The sequence below is a fragment of the Streptomyces sp. NPDC093085 genome (assembly GCF_040683935.1).
Lineage (GTDB): Bacteria > Actinomycetota > Actinomycetes > Streptomycetales > Streptomycetaceae > Streptomyces.
On record NZ_JBFBFB010000025.1, the window covers coordinates 37,899 to 51,535 of the forward strand.

Here is a 13,637-nt window from a genome sequence, read left to right on the forward strand (position 1 = left end):
CGCATGCCTAGCGTGCGGCAGAGGCGGCGTCCCCTGGCGGGTGCCGCGGGCGCGTCCGACGGCGGGCGGCGCCGAGAGATCCGGGAGGACAGAGAGATGACCCGTTACGCGGCGCCCGGCAGCGAGGGCGCCATCGTCTCGTACGAGTCCCGCTACGACCACTGGATCGGCGGCGAGTACGTACCGCCGGCCCGGGGCCAGTACTTCGAGAACCCGAGTCCGGTCAACGGGCGGCCGTTCACCGAGATCGCCCGGGGCACCGCCGAGGACGTCGAGCGCGCCCTGGACGCGGCGCACGGCGCGGCACCGGCGTGGGCCAGAACCCCGGTGACGGAGCGGGCGGGCGTGCTGAACCGGATCGCCGACCGGATGGAGGAGCATCTGGAGGAGCTGGCGGTCGCCGAGAGCTGGGAGAACGGCAAGCCGGTCCGGGAGACCCTGGCGGCCGATATCCCGCTCGCCGTCGACCACTTCCGCTACTTCGCGGGGGTGCTGCGCGGCCAGGAGGGCACGCTCAGCGAGATCGACGACGACACGGTGGCGTACCACTTCCACGAGCCGCTGGGGGTGGTCGCGCAGATCATTCCGTGGAACTTCCCGATCCTGATGGCGGCGTGGAAGCTGGCCCCGGCGCTGGCCGCCGGGAACGCGGTGGTCCTCAAGCCGGCCGAGCAGACGCCGGCCTCGATCCATCTCTGGATGAGCCTGGTCGCGGATCTGCTGCCGCCGGGTGTGGTGAACATCGTCAACGGCTTCGGCGTCGAGGCGGGCAAGCCGCTGGCGTCCAGCCCGCGGGTGGCGAAGGTGGCGTTCACCGGGGAGACCACCACGGGCCGGCTGATCATGCAGTACGCCTCGGAGAACATCAAGCCGGTCACGCTGGAACTCGGCGGCAAGAGCCCGAACCTCTTCTTCGACGATGTCTCGTCGGCCGACGACGACTTCCTCGACAAGGCGCTGGAGGGCTTCACGATGTTCGCCCTCAACCAGGGCGAGGTGTGCACCTGCCCGTCCCGGGCCCTGATCCAGGACGGCCACTACGGCGAGTTCCTGGCGGCGGGTGTGGCCCGTACGGAGGCGATCGTCCCGGGCAACCCCCTGGACACGAACACGATGATCGGCGCGCAGGCCTCCAACGACCAGCTGGAGAAGATCCTCTCGTACCTGGACATCGGCCGCCAGGAGGGCGCGAAGATCCTGACGGGCGGCGAACGCGTCGAGTACGACGGCGAACTGGCGGGCGGCTACTACGTCCAGCCGACGATCTTCGAGGGCCACAACCGGATGCGGATCTTCCAGGAGGAGATCTTCGGCCCGGTCCTGGCGGTGACGTCCTTCAGCAACTTCGACGACGCGATCAAGACGGCGAACGACACCCTGTACGGCCTCGGCGCGGGCGTCTGGACCCGCGACACGAACACGGCCTACCGCGCGGGCCGCGCCATCCAGGCGGGCCGCGTCTGGACCAACTGCTACCACGCCTACCCGGCCCACGCGGCCTTCGGTGGCTACAAGCAGTCGGGCATCGGCCGCGAGAACCACCGGATGATGCTGGACCACTACCAGCAGACGAAGAATCTTCTGGTGTCGTACTCGCCGAAGAAGCTGGGCTTCTTCTAGACGCAGAAAAAGGGCGCCTGACCAGGGCAGATGCCCGGCAGGCGCCCTTCTCGGCGCACATCTAAGCAGCGAGTCGAAACGCGCCCTTACTCCCGGTATCTCCCATCATATCCCAGCTCTGACCAGCAGTTCCGGGGCATTTCCGGGCCAAGGTCCCGCTAAGAACTCCTAACGAAAGGATCTCCGAGGTGGTTGGATCACTCCGGGACCGATGATCCGGGGGTGCGAGGTGGCGCGGCCGAAGCCGTGGGAAGTCGACGAGCTGTGGGCGGTGATTGAGCCACTGCTGCCCAAGGTCGAGCGGCGTACTCGGCATCCGGGTCGTAAGCGGCATCCGGACCGGCTGGTGTTTCAGGGCGTCCTGTTCGTCCTGCACACCGGGATCGCCTGGGAGCATGCCGCAGGAACTCGGCTTCGGGTCGGGCATGACCTGCTGGCGCCGCCTCGCCGAGTGGACCGGGGCAGGGGTCTGGTCCCGGCTGTACGAGGTCCTCCTTGCCGAGCTGCGCGGCGCGAATGCCCTGGACTTCTCCCGTGCGGCGGTCGACGGCTCCCACATCCGGGCGTTAAAGGGGGGAGCCAAGACCGGACAAAGCCCCGTCGACCGGGGCAGGACGGGCAGCAAGCACCACCTGATCACCGACGCCACCGGCATCCCGCTCGCCACCACCCTCACCGGCGGCAACCGCAACGACGTCACCCAGCTCATCCCGCTCCTCCAGGCCGTGCCGCCGGTACCGGGCAAACGCGGCCGTCCCGGCGCCGCCCGGACGTGGTGCTGGGCGACCGCGGCTACGACCACGACAAGTACCGCCGCCTGGTCAGGGATCTCGGTGTGAAGCCTCTGATCGCCCGCCGGGGCATCGGGCACGGCTCCGGCCTGGGCACCCAACGATGGGTCGTGGAGCGCGCGTTCGCCCACCTGCACTGGTTCCGCCGCCTGCGCATCCGCTGGGAAATCCGCGACGACATCCACGAAGCCTTCCTCACCCTCGGATGCGCTCTCATCTGCTGGAGACGCTCGAAGTCATTGCGATAGGAGTTCTAAGGGCTTGCAGAGAATCAACATGCTGATTTGATCTCGGTGGGGCTGCTGCTCGCAAGGAACGCGGCGATGTCGGCGGGCGTGCGGAATCTGGCTGTGGAGGGTGGAATGGTGCAGCCGCACTCGGCCAGGAGGGGCTGGACTTGGCGAACGGCCCTGGTGAGGGTGCTGCCGTTGACTCCGAAGAGCTGGGCAAGCAGGTCTCGGGTGCCGAGTTTGCGCTGGTAGAGCACGGTGGCCAGGACTCTGTCGGTTGTGGTCAGCTTGTCCTTGGCCCCGGCACCACGAGCACGGATGCGCTCACCTCCTCGCTGCCGGAGCTGTCCTCGCTCGCGTAACTCGTCCAGATCCTGGGTCAGTTGGTTGATGAGTTCGTCCAGCGCTGGTTCGGGCATGCCGGTCAGCTCCGGATTGCGCAGACACCCGATGCAGGGCTGCGGGGAGGTGCGGTCGGCCGGCCGCGGGTTCGTGGCTGAGCTGGTGGTGTCGCGAGGTTGCGGGTGAAGGCTGTAGTTCCAGTCGCCGTGGAAGCGGTACCTGTGCATGGGCAGGGCGTCGATGTCGCTGTCGGTGACCTTGATGCCGGTGTCGTAGGTGCCCGGGTCGAGCTCGGCGTGGACTTTCAGCCCGGTGCGGGTGGTGGTCGCCACGATGCTGTTCACGATGACGTCGTGGCTGGTGAGCGGCCGGCCGCGCCAGTTCATGGAGATGTAGGAGAACAGCCGGTGCTCGATCTTGTTCCACTTCGAGGTGCCTGGCGGCATGTGGCAGACCGTGATGTCCAGGCCCGTCTCGACGGCCAGGGCTGCGAGTTCGGTCTTCCAGGCCCGGGTGCGGTGGCCGTTGGACCCGCCTGCGTCCGCAGTGATCAGCAGGCGGGCGGCGGCCGGGTAGTCATGCCAGCCGCGGGCCTGCCACCAGCGGCGGATCGAGGCGACGGCGAACGCGGCGGTGTCGTGATCGGTGCCGACGCTGATCCAGCCGGTGTTCGCGGCAATGTCACAGGTGCCGTACGGGATCGCCTTGCCCGGTCCCTGCCTGTCCAGGAAATCGTGCGTCCTGACCAGGACCGGCTCACAGGCCGGCCGCCACTGGCGGCCCGCGTTCTTGTAACCACCGACGAGTTCCTTCTTCTTCGTGTCCACACTGATCACCGGCTGCCCGGCGTCCATGTGCTGTCTGGCCCGCTCGTTGATGTAGCGGAACTGGGCGTCACGGTCGGGGTGCTGCTTGCCCTCGATGGTCTTGGCGCCGGCCTGCAGACTGAAGCCCTCCGCACGCAGCAGGTCCCCGACCGTGTCCGCGCTCACCCGGTGCCCCTGACGGGTCAGCTCGGCCGCGAGGCTCCTGGTCGACTTCACCGTCCACCGCAGCGGCGACATCGGATCACCCCGCTCATCAGGTTCCACCAGGGCCAGCAGGGCAAGCCGCAGACCCGGATCAAGGTCCACGGCCTTCTTCCGGCCACCACCGGGCCTGCGGACCCGGCCCAGAGGCTCCTCGCCGGCTTCCAGCTCGTCCACGCCCCTGCGGACCGTCGTCTCGCTGACCTGGGCCGCCCGCGCGACCGCCCGGATACCGCCATGCCCCAGGATCCGGGCCTCAGCTCCCATCATCAGCCGTCGCTGCCGCTCGTCGAGATGCGGGAACAACACCTCAAACTTCACCGCGAGTTGGTGACGAGTCGACTCCGAGATTCGTATACCACACCAACGAGCCGGATCGGGGGAAGCAACAGGTTGATTCTCTGTGAGCCCTTAGGAAGGGGGAGCCGGAGGGAACATTGCCGTGGCGGTCGGTCTCGTTGTCATTTCCGGCCAGGGAAATCCCGGGCCGCATCGGCGACCGCGCCTTGCATTCCGCTTCCGATATCAATGCTTGTGCAGCCCGTGGGGCAAGACGGGCCGCAAGAGCGACCGAGGGCCGGAAGCGGCGTGAACCGTGTCGGTCCCCCGGCCGAGCGGCGGTGGCGGGACGTGGACGACCGCCGATGCCGGGATATCCGTGCGGCCGACGGCGCGGACCGGGCCGGCTCGCGAAGCGCCAACCGTTCACACCCGGCGAGGCGGCCCCGGTGACTGCTACCCACCGTCCACCTTCACACGGCGGACGAGGGAGCCCTGGTCGACGACGGAGACCGGGGCCTCGCCGGTGAGGAGGGCTCGGGAGGCCAGCTGCCGAGCCGGAAGGCCGCGGCTGGGTTCCGGAGCGGACGGCGACGACGAACACCTCGACGAAGCGCCGTGCCGGTGGGCCTGGGCCGGACGAGCCGATCGCTGCGCCGCAGGAACGCCTCCCACGTGTCGAGGATGCGGGCGCAGCCGGTCGGACACGTCCACGCGGCGGGCCACGACCGTGGCGGCAGCCGGCCAGGAGCGCACCGTCAGGACCGCGCCCGCCGCCGACGCGGGCCCCCTTACCCGCCCCTGCGACTCAGCGCCGATGCACGGGAGGGAGTCCGCCGAAGAGTCCTGGGGCGCGGCGGTGATGGCTTCGTGGGTATCGATGAACTGACATATCTGCTCCGGTGCGAGGTCGTCGAATACCGCCTGCCGGACGGCTTCCACGTGAGATGGGGCCGCAGCCTCACGCAGGGCGGCACCCGCCACAGTGAGGACGGCGAGCTGGCCGTGGCGGTCCGTGGGATGGTCCAGGCGCTCCAGGTAACCCGCGTGTTCGATCCGGGCGACGGCACGTGTCAGACGACTGCGAGTGATATTGAGGCGTTCAGCCAGCTCGGACATTCCGAGCGCCCCACTGGGCGCCGACTCCAGATGCCCCAGCAGGGCGTAGTCGGCGTGGGTGATCCCGACCTCACGACGCAGCTGCCGGTCCAGGTGGTCGCCCGGCAAGGTGGTGCTGTCGACGTAGGAGATCCAGGCGCGACGCTCCTCGGCGTTGAGCCAGCGCGGCGTGGTCGTTGACATGGATGAACTGTAACGAACGGAGAGATCCCGGCCGTCGGCCTTGGTTCGCGCCGGAAGGGTTGACAGGAATGACCACCGGGACATCAATATTGGCCTAGCCACATAGCCAACAGGGAATCGTAAGGCCACCCGGCGCCCCTCCGTCCACCACTGGACACGAGCGGCTTTCCGGGATCGTCGATATCTCACAAAGCCGGAACTCGGAGAGGATATCCGGACATGGACTACAGAGCTGACGTCGTGGTCGCCGGCGCGGGGCACAACAGCCTCATCACCGCCGCCTGTCTCGCGGAGGCCGGCTACCGGTGCCTCGTGCTCGACGCCCGGGACATACCCGGTGGCGCTGTGGCGCCCGAACGGCCTCTGGGGCCCGACTACATGATCGATTCGTGCGCCACGGGACACACCCTGATCCGGCCGAATCCGGTGCTGATGTTCGACGAACGGGGTCTTGTCGCGGACCACGGACAGATCTACGTGGACCCTGATCCGGTGGCGCATCGGGAGTCAGCACATGATCTGGCGGTGGTCTCCACGGCGGCGACCGCAGCTACGCGTTCAGTGGCAACCAGCGTCCCGTACCCGGATGGGCCGGCCATCGGATACCCACGCCCAGCCTGTACCGCACGGGCGGCACCACGAGTGTGAGTGGCGCCGTGACGGGGATCCCCGGTCGTGATGCGGCGCAGGTCCTCCTGCAGGACCTGGGCGAGGACCCCGCCGACGTCATGGCGATCGTCTGAGGCGCCCGCGGGCCCCGTCGGCTCACCCATGCCTCTCCCCCGCGTACCAAGCCCGCACTGTTCGCACGCGGTCTCGCTCGGCCGAAAGGGATCGGTCGCTCGCGAGGTCCGCCCAAGACGTGTTCCGGAAGGACTTCCACTGATGCGAGCCGCTGTCATCGAATCCGCGGGGCGGCCTCCGGTCCTGCGAGACGTTCCCCTTCCCCGTGCCGGAACCGACGGGACACTGGTGAAGATCAACGCCGCGAGCCTGAATCCGGTCGATCTGCACATCGCGGCCGGACGGTTCTTCGACGGCCCCCCGCAGGTGCCCTATGTACCCGGGCTCGAAGGCGTTGGAGTCGTGGAGCGGAGTACTTCACTCGCACCGGGAACCCGGGTCCGCGTCGCAATCATCCACCCCGGTTACGGACGCGACGGGGCGCTGGCCGAGTACGTGTTCATCCCCGAAAAGCCGGACGCCGCCTCACAGGCACAGCTGTCCGTGATCAAGGGCGCACTGGGCGATATCGCCATCGCCGCCATCGGAGGCCCCGGCAGCACGGCACTGTCGCTCCTCGACCGCGTCCGACAGGTCGGCAGCACCGTCGAAGGCGCGACGGTCTTGGTCATGGCGGCGACCGGAGCGGTCGGGACTCTCGCCGTGCAGATCGCCAAGCGGCTGGGCGCGGTACGGGTCATAGCCGCGGGCCGGGACAGATCCCGGCTCGAACCGCTGGCGGAACTGGGCGCGGATGCGCTCGTACGGCTCGGCGACGACGAGGAAGCCCTCCGCCGCAGTCTGGTGGAAGCCTCCGACGGCCGACTCGACGTGGTGCTCGAACCCTTGTGGGGGATGCCCGCGCGTGCGGCCGTCCACGCGCTCCGTACCGACGGTGTCCTCATCAACTTCGGAGGCGTGGCCGCTTTCGAGACACCCATGAGCGCCCAGCCGCTCCGCAACAAGCGAGTCCGGCCGGCCGGGCACTCCGGTGCCTGGACCACTCGTGCGCAGCGCATCACCACGTTCCGGCGGCTCCTCGACATGGCCGAGGACGCTCCACTGGCGCTTCCCGTCCAAGAGGTCTCTATCGACGACGTGCCCACGGCGTGGCCGCGGGTGGCAGCCGGTGCCGGGGGGAAATTCGTCGTGCGGATGTCGTAGCCCTGCGGCGCTCGACCCGCAAGACGCCGGCAGCCCCCGACTTGACGTCAAGAGCCGGGGACTGCGCGGCACTCGGTAAAGCCAGCAGATCCATTTGTGCTCGAAGCACAATCGAAGGAGCCCATATGACCACCTCCCGGGTACTGCTCAAGGACGGAATCGTTCTGTCGATGGACGACGCGATCGGTGATTTCAGCACCGGTGACATCTTGATCGAGGACGGGCGGATCGTCTCCGTCGGCCCCGGTCTCGCCGCCGACGCACGGACGGTCGACTGCCGGGGAAAGATCGTCATCCCCGGCTTCGTGAACTCACACATCCACATGTTCCAGACGGCCCTGCGGTCCTACTGGTCCGATGCTCTCGCGGCCGACTACTTCCGGCAGTCCCGGGAAGGCGCCGGTGCGATCCTTCATCACTACACTCCGGAAGACGTCTACTGGAGCATGCTGGCGGCCGGTCTCGAATGCCTCGGTGCGGGCATCACCACAGTGGTGGACACCTCGCAGTCGTCCTACACACCGATGCACAGCGACGCCGCCATCGACGGACTGATCGACTCGGGCATCCGGGGCGTCTTCGCGCTCAGTTCGACATCGGGCGACAACGTTCCCGATCCCGCGTACGCCTATCCCCACGACATCCACCGGATCGTGGGGCAACGCCTCACCTCGGACGACGCACTGGTGACTCCGGCACTGGGATTTCTGCTGGACCGCGAGGTGGTCCGGCTGGCCCGCGATCTGGGCCTGCCCTACTACGCGCACATCAACAACGCCGAGACCGGACATCTCCTGGAGACTCTGGCCGAGGAAGGCCTGACCGGTCCCCGGCACACCTACATCCACTGTCTCGGCCTTGCCGACAGCACCTGGGAAACCATCGCCCGGGCCGGAGCCCACGTCAGCATCTCGTGCATCGTCGAGCAGACACTCGGCATGGGGTGGACGGCAATGCAGTCCGCGCTGGACCATGGCATCCGACCCGCCTTCAGTACCGATGCCGTGTCCCTTGGGCCTGTCGACTTCTTCACCCAGACGCGATCAGCGCTCCTTCTGCAGCGGAGCCGTCGACACGAACGCGAGTTCGTCGGAGGATCTCCGGTGCCACCCGCACTCGACGCCTACGACATGTTGCGGATGGCCACTGTCGAAGGGGCACGGGCGGCACACCTGGAGCACAAGGTCGGTTCGCTGACTCCCGGCAAACGCGCCGATGTGGTCGTGCTCGATGCCCGGCGACTCAACGCTTGGCCCGTCCACCATGCGGCGGGAACAGTGGTTCAGTTCATGGATACCAGCAATGTCGACTCCGTCCTCGTCGATGGCCGCTTCGTCAAGGAGAACGGCCGGCTGGTGGGCGTCGACGAGGCGAAGATCTTCGACGAACTCACCCGATCGGCCGCGGGTCTCTTCGAGCGATCGAACTATCCGTCGGTCCTGCTCACCTCCTGCCGATCAGAGGGATGACGGTCGAGTACCGAGGACCTGGACTGGGCGGTTTCGGTGGACTCCACGATCGTCCGCGCACACCAGCACGCCGCCGGGGCCCGCAAAAAGGGGCCCCGGCGGGCGAGCCGAACGGCCACGCCGTCGGACGCTCCCTCGGCCCACCGACCACGAAGGTCCACCTCGCCGCAGACGGCCGGTGCCGCCCCTGGCATTCGTGCTCACCGCGGGCCAGGCCGGCGACGCGCCCGCCTTCACCGCGGTGACGGCCCGCCTGCGTGTCCCCCGTCCGCGCGGACGGCCGCGAACCAGGCCGGACGTGGTCCTGGCCGACAGGGCGGGCGTACTCCTCCCGCGCCATCCGTGAACACCTGCGCAGGCGCGGCATCCGCACCGTGATCCCCGTCCCCGCGGACCAACGGGCCAACCTGCTCCGGCGCGGGAGCCACGGAGGCAGGCCGCCCGGCTTCGACCGCGAGGCCTGCAAGCAGCGGAACACCGTCGAGCGGTGCATCAACCGCCTCAAGCAGTGGCGCGGCATCGCGACCCGCTACGACAAGACCGCAATGATCTACCTGGCCGTCCAACATCGGCGGAATCTTCCTATGGTCCGCCCGATGATCCAAACGAAACTGCCTAGAACTCCATGTCACACTGGAGTACGTGGTCGGCGCCCCAAAGCCCGGGGAGCCTCAGGGGCTTCGCCCGGACGCGCGGCCCCGCGGCCATGGTCATTCAGCGGCCGTCGTGTCTCCGACGACCTTGTACGGCACAGGCGCCAAGGTGGCATGCTCCGCGATCCGCGCCCGGTACTCGAGCAGCCTCTCGTCCTCGACGATCGCCTTGAGGGTGGCGAAGTCCGCCCACGCCTCTACCGTCGCCACGTGACTGCCGTCCAGGGCAATCAAGGTGTGCTGGCTGATGAAGCCCGGCCAGTCCTTCTTGACCTCGTCGACCAGCTCCACCTGTAGATCCGCGACGATCTGTGCCTTGCCTGGCTGCACGGTAATCGTGTTGATCACCCAGACGCGGTCGTCAGTGTTCTCCGTCATCGAACGGTCCTCTCCATGTTGCGGTGGCCCGCGCTCACCCCCAAGAGAGACCGTCCCGCCTCTTGGGCCCGGCCAGCCTCAATAAGATATGCATGCGCTTCTTATGCTGTCGCATCCCGGCCGCGCCCCGTCACCCTACGACCCACCGGCACCGACGACCCGCGCACGCCGGCCACATCGGTTCCTGGCGTCCGACAACTTCGGAGACAGGGCGGGCGCCCCCTCGGGAGGTCCGGCAGCCCGGACCGGCCACGCCGCGCCTGCCTCCTCTGGCCATGATGTCGATCATGGCGAGTCCAAGCCCCGAAAAGCGCGCTCAGCGCACGATCAATCCGCGGAGCGACTCAGAAGATGCTCCCGCATCACGTCGTTGTGCCGTCGCACCGCCGCGAGAGCCGCGTCCACGTCCCCGCGTTCCAGGGCGTCGACGATGGGTTCGTGCAGTGCCATCTGCTCGTCGGCAGCGGCAGGCGCGAGCCAGGCCGGCACCTCGTCGTTCTCCACCCATTCCTTGTACTCGTATTCGAGCAACGAGGTGTGGGCCTGCTCATAGATCCGTGTGAGAACCGGGTTACCCACCAGGTCCACGAGCGTCGCGTGGAAGAGGGTGTCCGCGGCGATCCAGGTGGAGGTCTCGCCCACGCTCTGCGTCAGTCGCTGCAGGGCTTGGCGCGCCTTCGCGATGCCGCCCTCGGGGCCCCGCTCGATGGCTTGCTGCACCCCGAGCCCCTCCAGCCACAGCCGCAGTTCCAGGAGGTGCTCCAGATTGTCGGCGTTCGCGGTCAGCAGTGTCCCCGCGGCGGACTCGCTCTGGTCGGGCCGGCGGAGCACATAAGCACCCGATCCGCGCCGGCTCTCGACCAGCCCCATCAGCGACAGGGTGCGAATGGCCTGGCTGACAGTGGGGCGGCTGGTCCCGAAGCGTTCCGCGAGCAACCGCTCCGAGGGCAGGCGTGTGCCTTCCTTCAGATCCTGGCTCACGATGAGGTCACGGATCTGGTCGGCGATGGTGTCCGACAACCTGGGTATCGAGATCGGGGCGATGCCTGTGACGTCGAGGCTCTCGTCGCCGTTGCTGCCGCGTCGCACCACTGGTGCCCCCTTCAGAACAGATCCGTATCGATCAATTGTCCCGACGGTCGAGTAACTGGTCAAGCGGCCTTACCTTTTGGCCGCCCGTCGTGCACCAAGATCTTGACACGGCACACGGACGGGGCCTCAGCCGCGCGGACGGGAAGCCCACAGGTCGGGCTCCAGGCGGATACCCGGTTTCGCTGTCAGCCGTGCCACCTCGATCACCTGTGGAGAAGGGAGCTCGCCACCGAAATACTCGGCGAGGACAGGGGCGATCGCATCCCAGTCGCGGATATCGGTGAGATACCAGTTCGATCGGAATACGTTCTCGAACGTGGCCCCTGCGGACTCCAGCAGCTTGCGCTGGTTCTCCATGGAGATGTGTATCCCAACGAGAACTGAAGGCCTTCGGGTATATCGCCGCGATCGAGCGCTGTCAGCACGCCATGTCCTCCTGAAATCCCAGAGTGCGCATCAGAACTATGTCAACTTGAGGCAACATTGATCAAGTGGCCAAGCCAATTCGATCCCGAAGGATGCCCGGCGAAGGTCTCGGCGCCGGGCTGCCGATCATCTGCCAGGAGTCATGTGCCGGGCGGCGCCGGTCCGATTCGACCTGGTGGTCGATCGCCGGTGCCATCGCCGGGCCCGCCGCGGTCGGCACAGTGACACCGTCGGCCACGCCACTGACGCCGAGAACCGGACGAAGGGGGCCATTTGTATCGCGCTGGGTCGGGAACCCTCCAGCAGGCACGACTGGGACACGCACAGAGCCCCCTCCTCCGCGGCGCCCGGTGGCGCGCGAGGCGGAAGGGGCCGGAGACGTCGGGCCGAACGAGACGATCGACAGGAACACATCGTCGACGATCCCCGCGATGGCATCGTCGCCGAGCGGCGCAGCGTCATCGTGAGCTCGTGCGCGAACAGGTCGAAGGGCAGACCTGTCACTCGCGCCGTCAGCCTGAGCGGATCCGCCTCACCTCGGGCGACGGCCCGCTCAAGGACGGCCCTCATCAGGGACAGGCGCGTTCCGATCAGCTCCCGCCGCACGTCATCAGGACTGGTGCCGGTCAGCGCGTAGTAAGTGCCGAGACGAGCACTGACGAGTGCGACGAGTCCGGCCCGGCGCTCGTTCATCTCCCTCGACAGAGCCACGACGTCACCGCGCAGACTGCCCGTGTCCGGCACCCTCAGGGGGAACTTGTCCCTGTGCCGACGAACGGCGGCACGCAGGAGTTCCAGGACCACCGGCGGTACAGGACGGGTGTACTGGTCCGGGCCCGGGCCGCCACCCCCTCGATCGAGAAGGCGGGGTAGCCGCACTCGGCCGGCTGCTCCCAGGCCGCGTCAAGGACCGTGCCCTCCAACCGCTCCCCGGCGCCGGGTAGACGGTCTGGCGACCTCCGTCACGGCCACCTCCAGATAAGAAGCGTGATAGGCAGCGCGGCGATCACCGCGTCGAGGGGCGACACTCGCCCGGGATCCGCACAGCCGCGTGACAGGTACATCTGTGGACTGCGCGCCTCTCTCAGCGGGTTCGAACCGAGGAAGGGAGGCAACCGGGTCCGCGCATAGCAGGTGTGCCGGAATCCAAGTGTCCCGGAATCCGCTCTCCGGTCCGGCGCCTACCGCTACCAGCCGGTCGTCCGACGGGAGGCATGCTCCGCCCGAGAGTTCCACGTCTGCGACGCGGCCGCGGCGACCCGCCGTACCTCGCTGTCGAACCGACGTATGTCGATCCGGCCGCACGGGCCGGTGACGGACAACGCGGCGACGGCCCGCCCGTCGCGCGTCAGGACCGGAGCGGCGACACAGCTCAGACCGGTCCGACTCTCCTGGTCGTCGTACCCGACACCTTCGCGACGGACGCGCCCGAGTTCCAGGTTCAGCGACCCGGAGTCGGTGATCGTGTACGCGGTGAGGCGCTCCAGCGACGCCGACAATGCTTGAGCGGCGGCATCGGGGCTGTGGGCGAGCAACACCTTGCCCTCGGCTGTGGCGTGCGCCGGCAGCCGGCCCCCGATGCGAGACGGCACGGAGGCAGCGTGGTGGCCGTAGAGCTTGGCCAGGCAGACCGTGTCGGAGCCGTGCAGCACCGACAGATGAACTGTCTGACGCGTCCCCTCGTAGAGGTCCGCCAGGAACGGCAGGAGCAGATCCCGGACGTGCTCGGTACCCGGGGCGTACACGGACCGCCCGAGGCGGTGAAGCCGCTCGCCGAGCCGATAATCCGTTCCGACTCGCTCGACGACTCCGTTGCGCTCCAGCAGTCCGAGCACCCGGTGGGCGGTCGACTTGCTCAGATGCGCACGCCGGGCGAGCTCGCTGACACCCACCTCCCTGCTCGTGCCGTCCCCGAGCGCAGCCAGCAGGCTGATGGCTTTGTCGACGGAGGCCCGATCGTCGCGGATCGCGTCGCTGGTGGTGGCGGTCATGGTGGTGCAACCTCGACTTCGAGGGAGAGCTGGTGTTCTGGCAGGTGAAGGAGAAGGGACAGGCACGGAGCGCGACTTCCAGCTCGACCCGGGCGAGCCACTGGCCGAGGCACTGGTGCATGCCGTGGCCGAAGGCGAGATGCCGGCGG

12 protein-coding genes and 3 pseudogenes are annotated in these 13,637 nt (G+C 68.1%); 6 read left to right on the forward strand and 9 right to left on the reverse strand.

Features of this window, described 5'->3' with window-relative positions:
* The first annotated feature begins 96 nt into the window (after nucleotides 1–96).
* Nucleotides 97–1,620: an aldehyde dehydrogenase family protein gene (locus tag AB0O07_RS35890; protein WP_365641752.1), complete on the forward strand. Its 1,524-nt coding sequence runs from the start codon at nucleotides 97–99 to the stop codon at nucleotides 1,618–1,620.
* Between the two features lie 211 nt (nucleotides 1,621–1,831).
* Nucleotides 1,832–2,659: pseudogene (locus AB0O07_RS35895) on the forward strand (IS5 family transposase).
* A gap of 23 nt (nucleotides 2,660–2,682) precedes the next feature.
* Here the strand turns inward: AB0O07_RS35895 and AB0O07_RS35900 are convergent.
* Both AB0O07_RS35900 and AB0O07_RS35905 read right to left on the reverse strand, forming a co-directional pair.
* Nucleotides 2,683–4,332, reverse strand: a complete 1,650-nt coding sequence (locus tag AB0O07_RS35900) for an ISAzo13 family transposase (RefSeq protein WP_365641754.1) — start codon at nucleotides 4,330–4,332, stop codon at nucleotides 2,683–2,685.
* Nucleotides 4,333–4,746: 414 nt separating this feature from the next.
* Nucleotides 4,747–5,592 carry a MarR family winged helix-turn-helix transcriptional regulator gene (locus AB0O07_RS35905; protein WP_365641756.1) on the reverse strand — a complete coding sequence of 282 codons (846 nt, stop codon included), beginning with the start codon at nucleotides 5,590–5,592 and terminating at the stop codon, nucleotides 4,747–4,749.
* Between the two features lie 219 nt (nucleotides 5,593–5,811).
* Between AB0O07_RS35905 and AB0O07_RS35910 the strand changes: the two genes are divergently transcribed.
* The 4 genes and pseudogenes from AB0O07_RS35910 to AB0O07_RS35925 form a co-directional block, all read left to right on the forward strand.
* A complete protein-coding gene (locus tag AB0O07_RS35910; RefSeq protein ID WP_365641759.1) occupies nucleotides 5,812–6,240 on the forward strand; it encodes an NAD(P)-binding protein in 429 nt (142 codons plus the stop codon).
* Nucleotides 6,241–6,564: 324 nt separating this feature from the next.
* Complete coding sequence (locus AB0O07_RS35915) at nucleotides 6,565–7,479, forward strand: zinc-binding alcohol dehydrogenase family protein (protein WP_365641762.1); 915 nt, start codon at nucleotides 6,565–6,567, stop codon at nucleotides 7,477–7,479.
* Between the two features lie 125 nt (nucleotides 7,480–7,604).
* A complete protein-coding gene (locus tag AB0O07_RS35920; RefSeq protein WP_365641765.1) occupies nucleotides 7,605–8,948 on the forward strand; it encodes an amidohydrolase family protein in 1,344 nt (447 codons plus the stop codon).
* Nucleotides 8,949–8,966: 18 nt separating this feature from the next.
* A pseudogene (locus AB0O07_RS35925) lies at nucleotides 8,967–9,493 on the forward strand (IS5 family transposase); the annotation flags it as partial.
* Between the two features lie 165 nt (nucleotides 9,494–9,658).
* Here the strand turns inward: AB0O07_RS35925 and AB0O07_RS35930 are convergent.
* From AB0O07_RS35930 to AB0O07_RS35960, 7 genes and pseudogenes are all read right to left on the reverse strand, one after another.
* Nucleotides 9,659–9,979: an antibiotic biosynthesis monooxygenase gene (locus AB0O07_RS35930; RefSeq protein ID WP_365641767.1), complete on the reverse strand. Its 321-nt coding sequence runs from the start codon at nucleotides 9,977–9,979 to the stop codon at nucleotides 9,659–9,661.
* 327 nt (nucleotides 9,980–10,306) lie between these two features.
* The gene (locus tag AB0O07_RS35935) at nucleotides 10,307–11,068 is read right to left on the reverse strand and encodes a FadR/GntR family transcriptional regulator (protein WP_365641770.1); all 762 of its coding nucleotides are present in this window, start codon (nucleotides 11,066–11,068) and stop codon (nucleotides 10,307–10,309) included.
* 129 nt (nucleotides 11,069–11,197) lie between these two features.
* A complete protein-coding gene (locus tag AB0O07_RS35940) occupies nucleotides 11,198–11,428 on the reverse strand; it encodes a Rid family hydrolase (RefSeq protein ID WP_365641773.1) in 231 nt (76 codons plus the stop codon).
* A gap of 195 nt (nucleotides 11,429–11,623) precedes the next feature.
* Nucleotides 11,624–12,301 carry a TetR-like C-terminal domain-containing protein gene (locus tag AB0O07_RS35945; RefSeq protein WP_365641775.1) on the reverse strand — a complete coding sequence of 226 codons (678 nt, stop codon included), beginning with the start codon at nucleotides 12,299–12,301 and terminating at the stop codon, nucleotides 11,624–11,626.
* Nucleotides 12,244–12,420 (reverse strand): helix-turn-helix domain-containing protein, encoded by a 177-nt coding sequence (locus AB0O07_RS35950; RefSeq protein WP_365641778.1) that lies wholly within the window; start codon nucleotides 12,418–12,420, stop codon nucleotides 12,244–12,246. The genes AB0O07_RS35945 and AB0O07_RS35950 overlap by 58 nt, the downstream gene beginning before the upstream one ends.
* A gap of 264 nt (nucleotides 12,421–12,684) precedes the next feature.
* A complete protein-coding gene (locus AB0O07_RS35955) occupies nucleotides 12,685–13,488 on the reverse strand; it encodes an IclR family transcriptional regulator (RefSeq protein WP_365641780.1) in 804 nt (267 codons plus the stop codon).
* Nucleotides 13,489–13,555: 67 nt separating this feature from the next.
* Nucleotides 13,556–13,637 (reverse strand): annotated as a pseudogene (locus AB0O07_RS35960) (cytochrome P450); the annotation flags it as partial.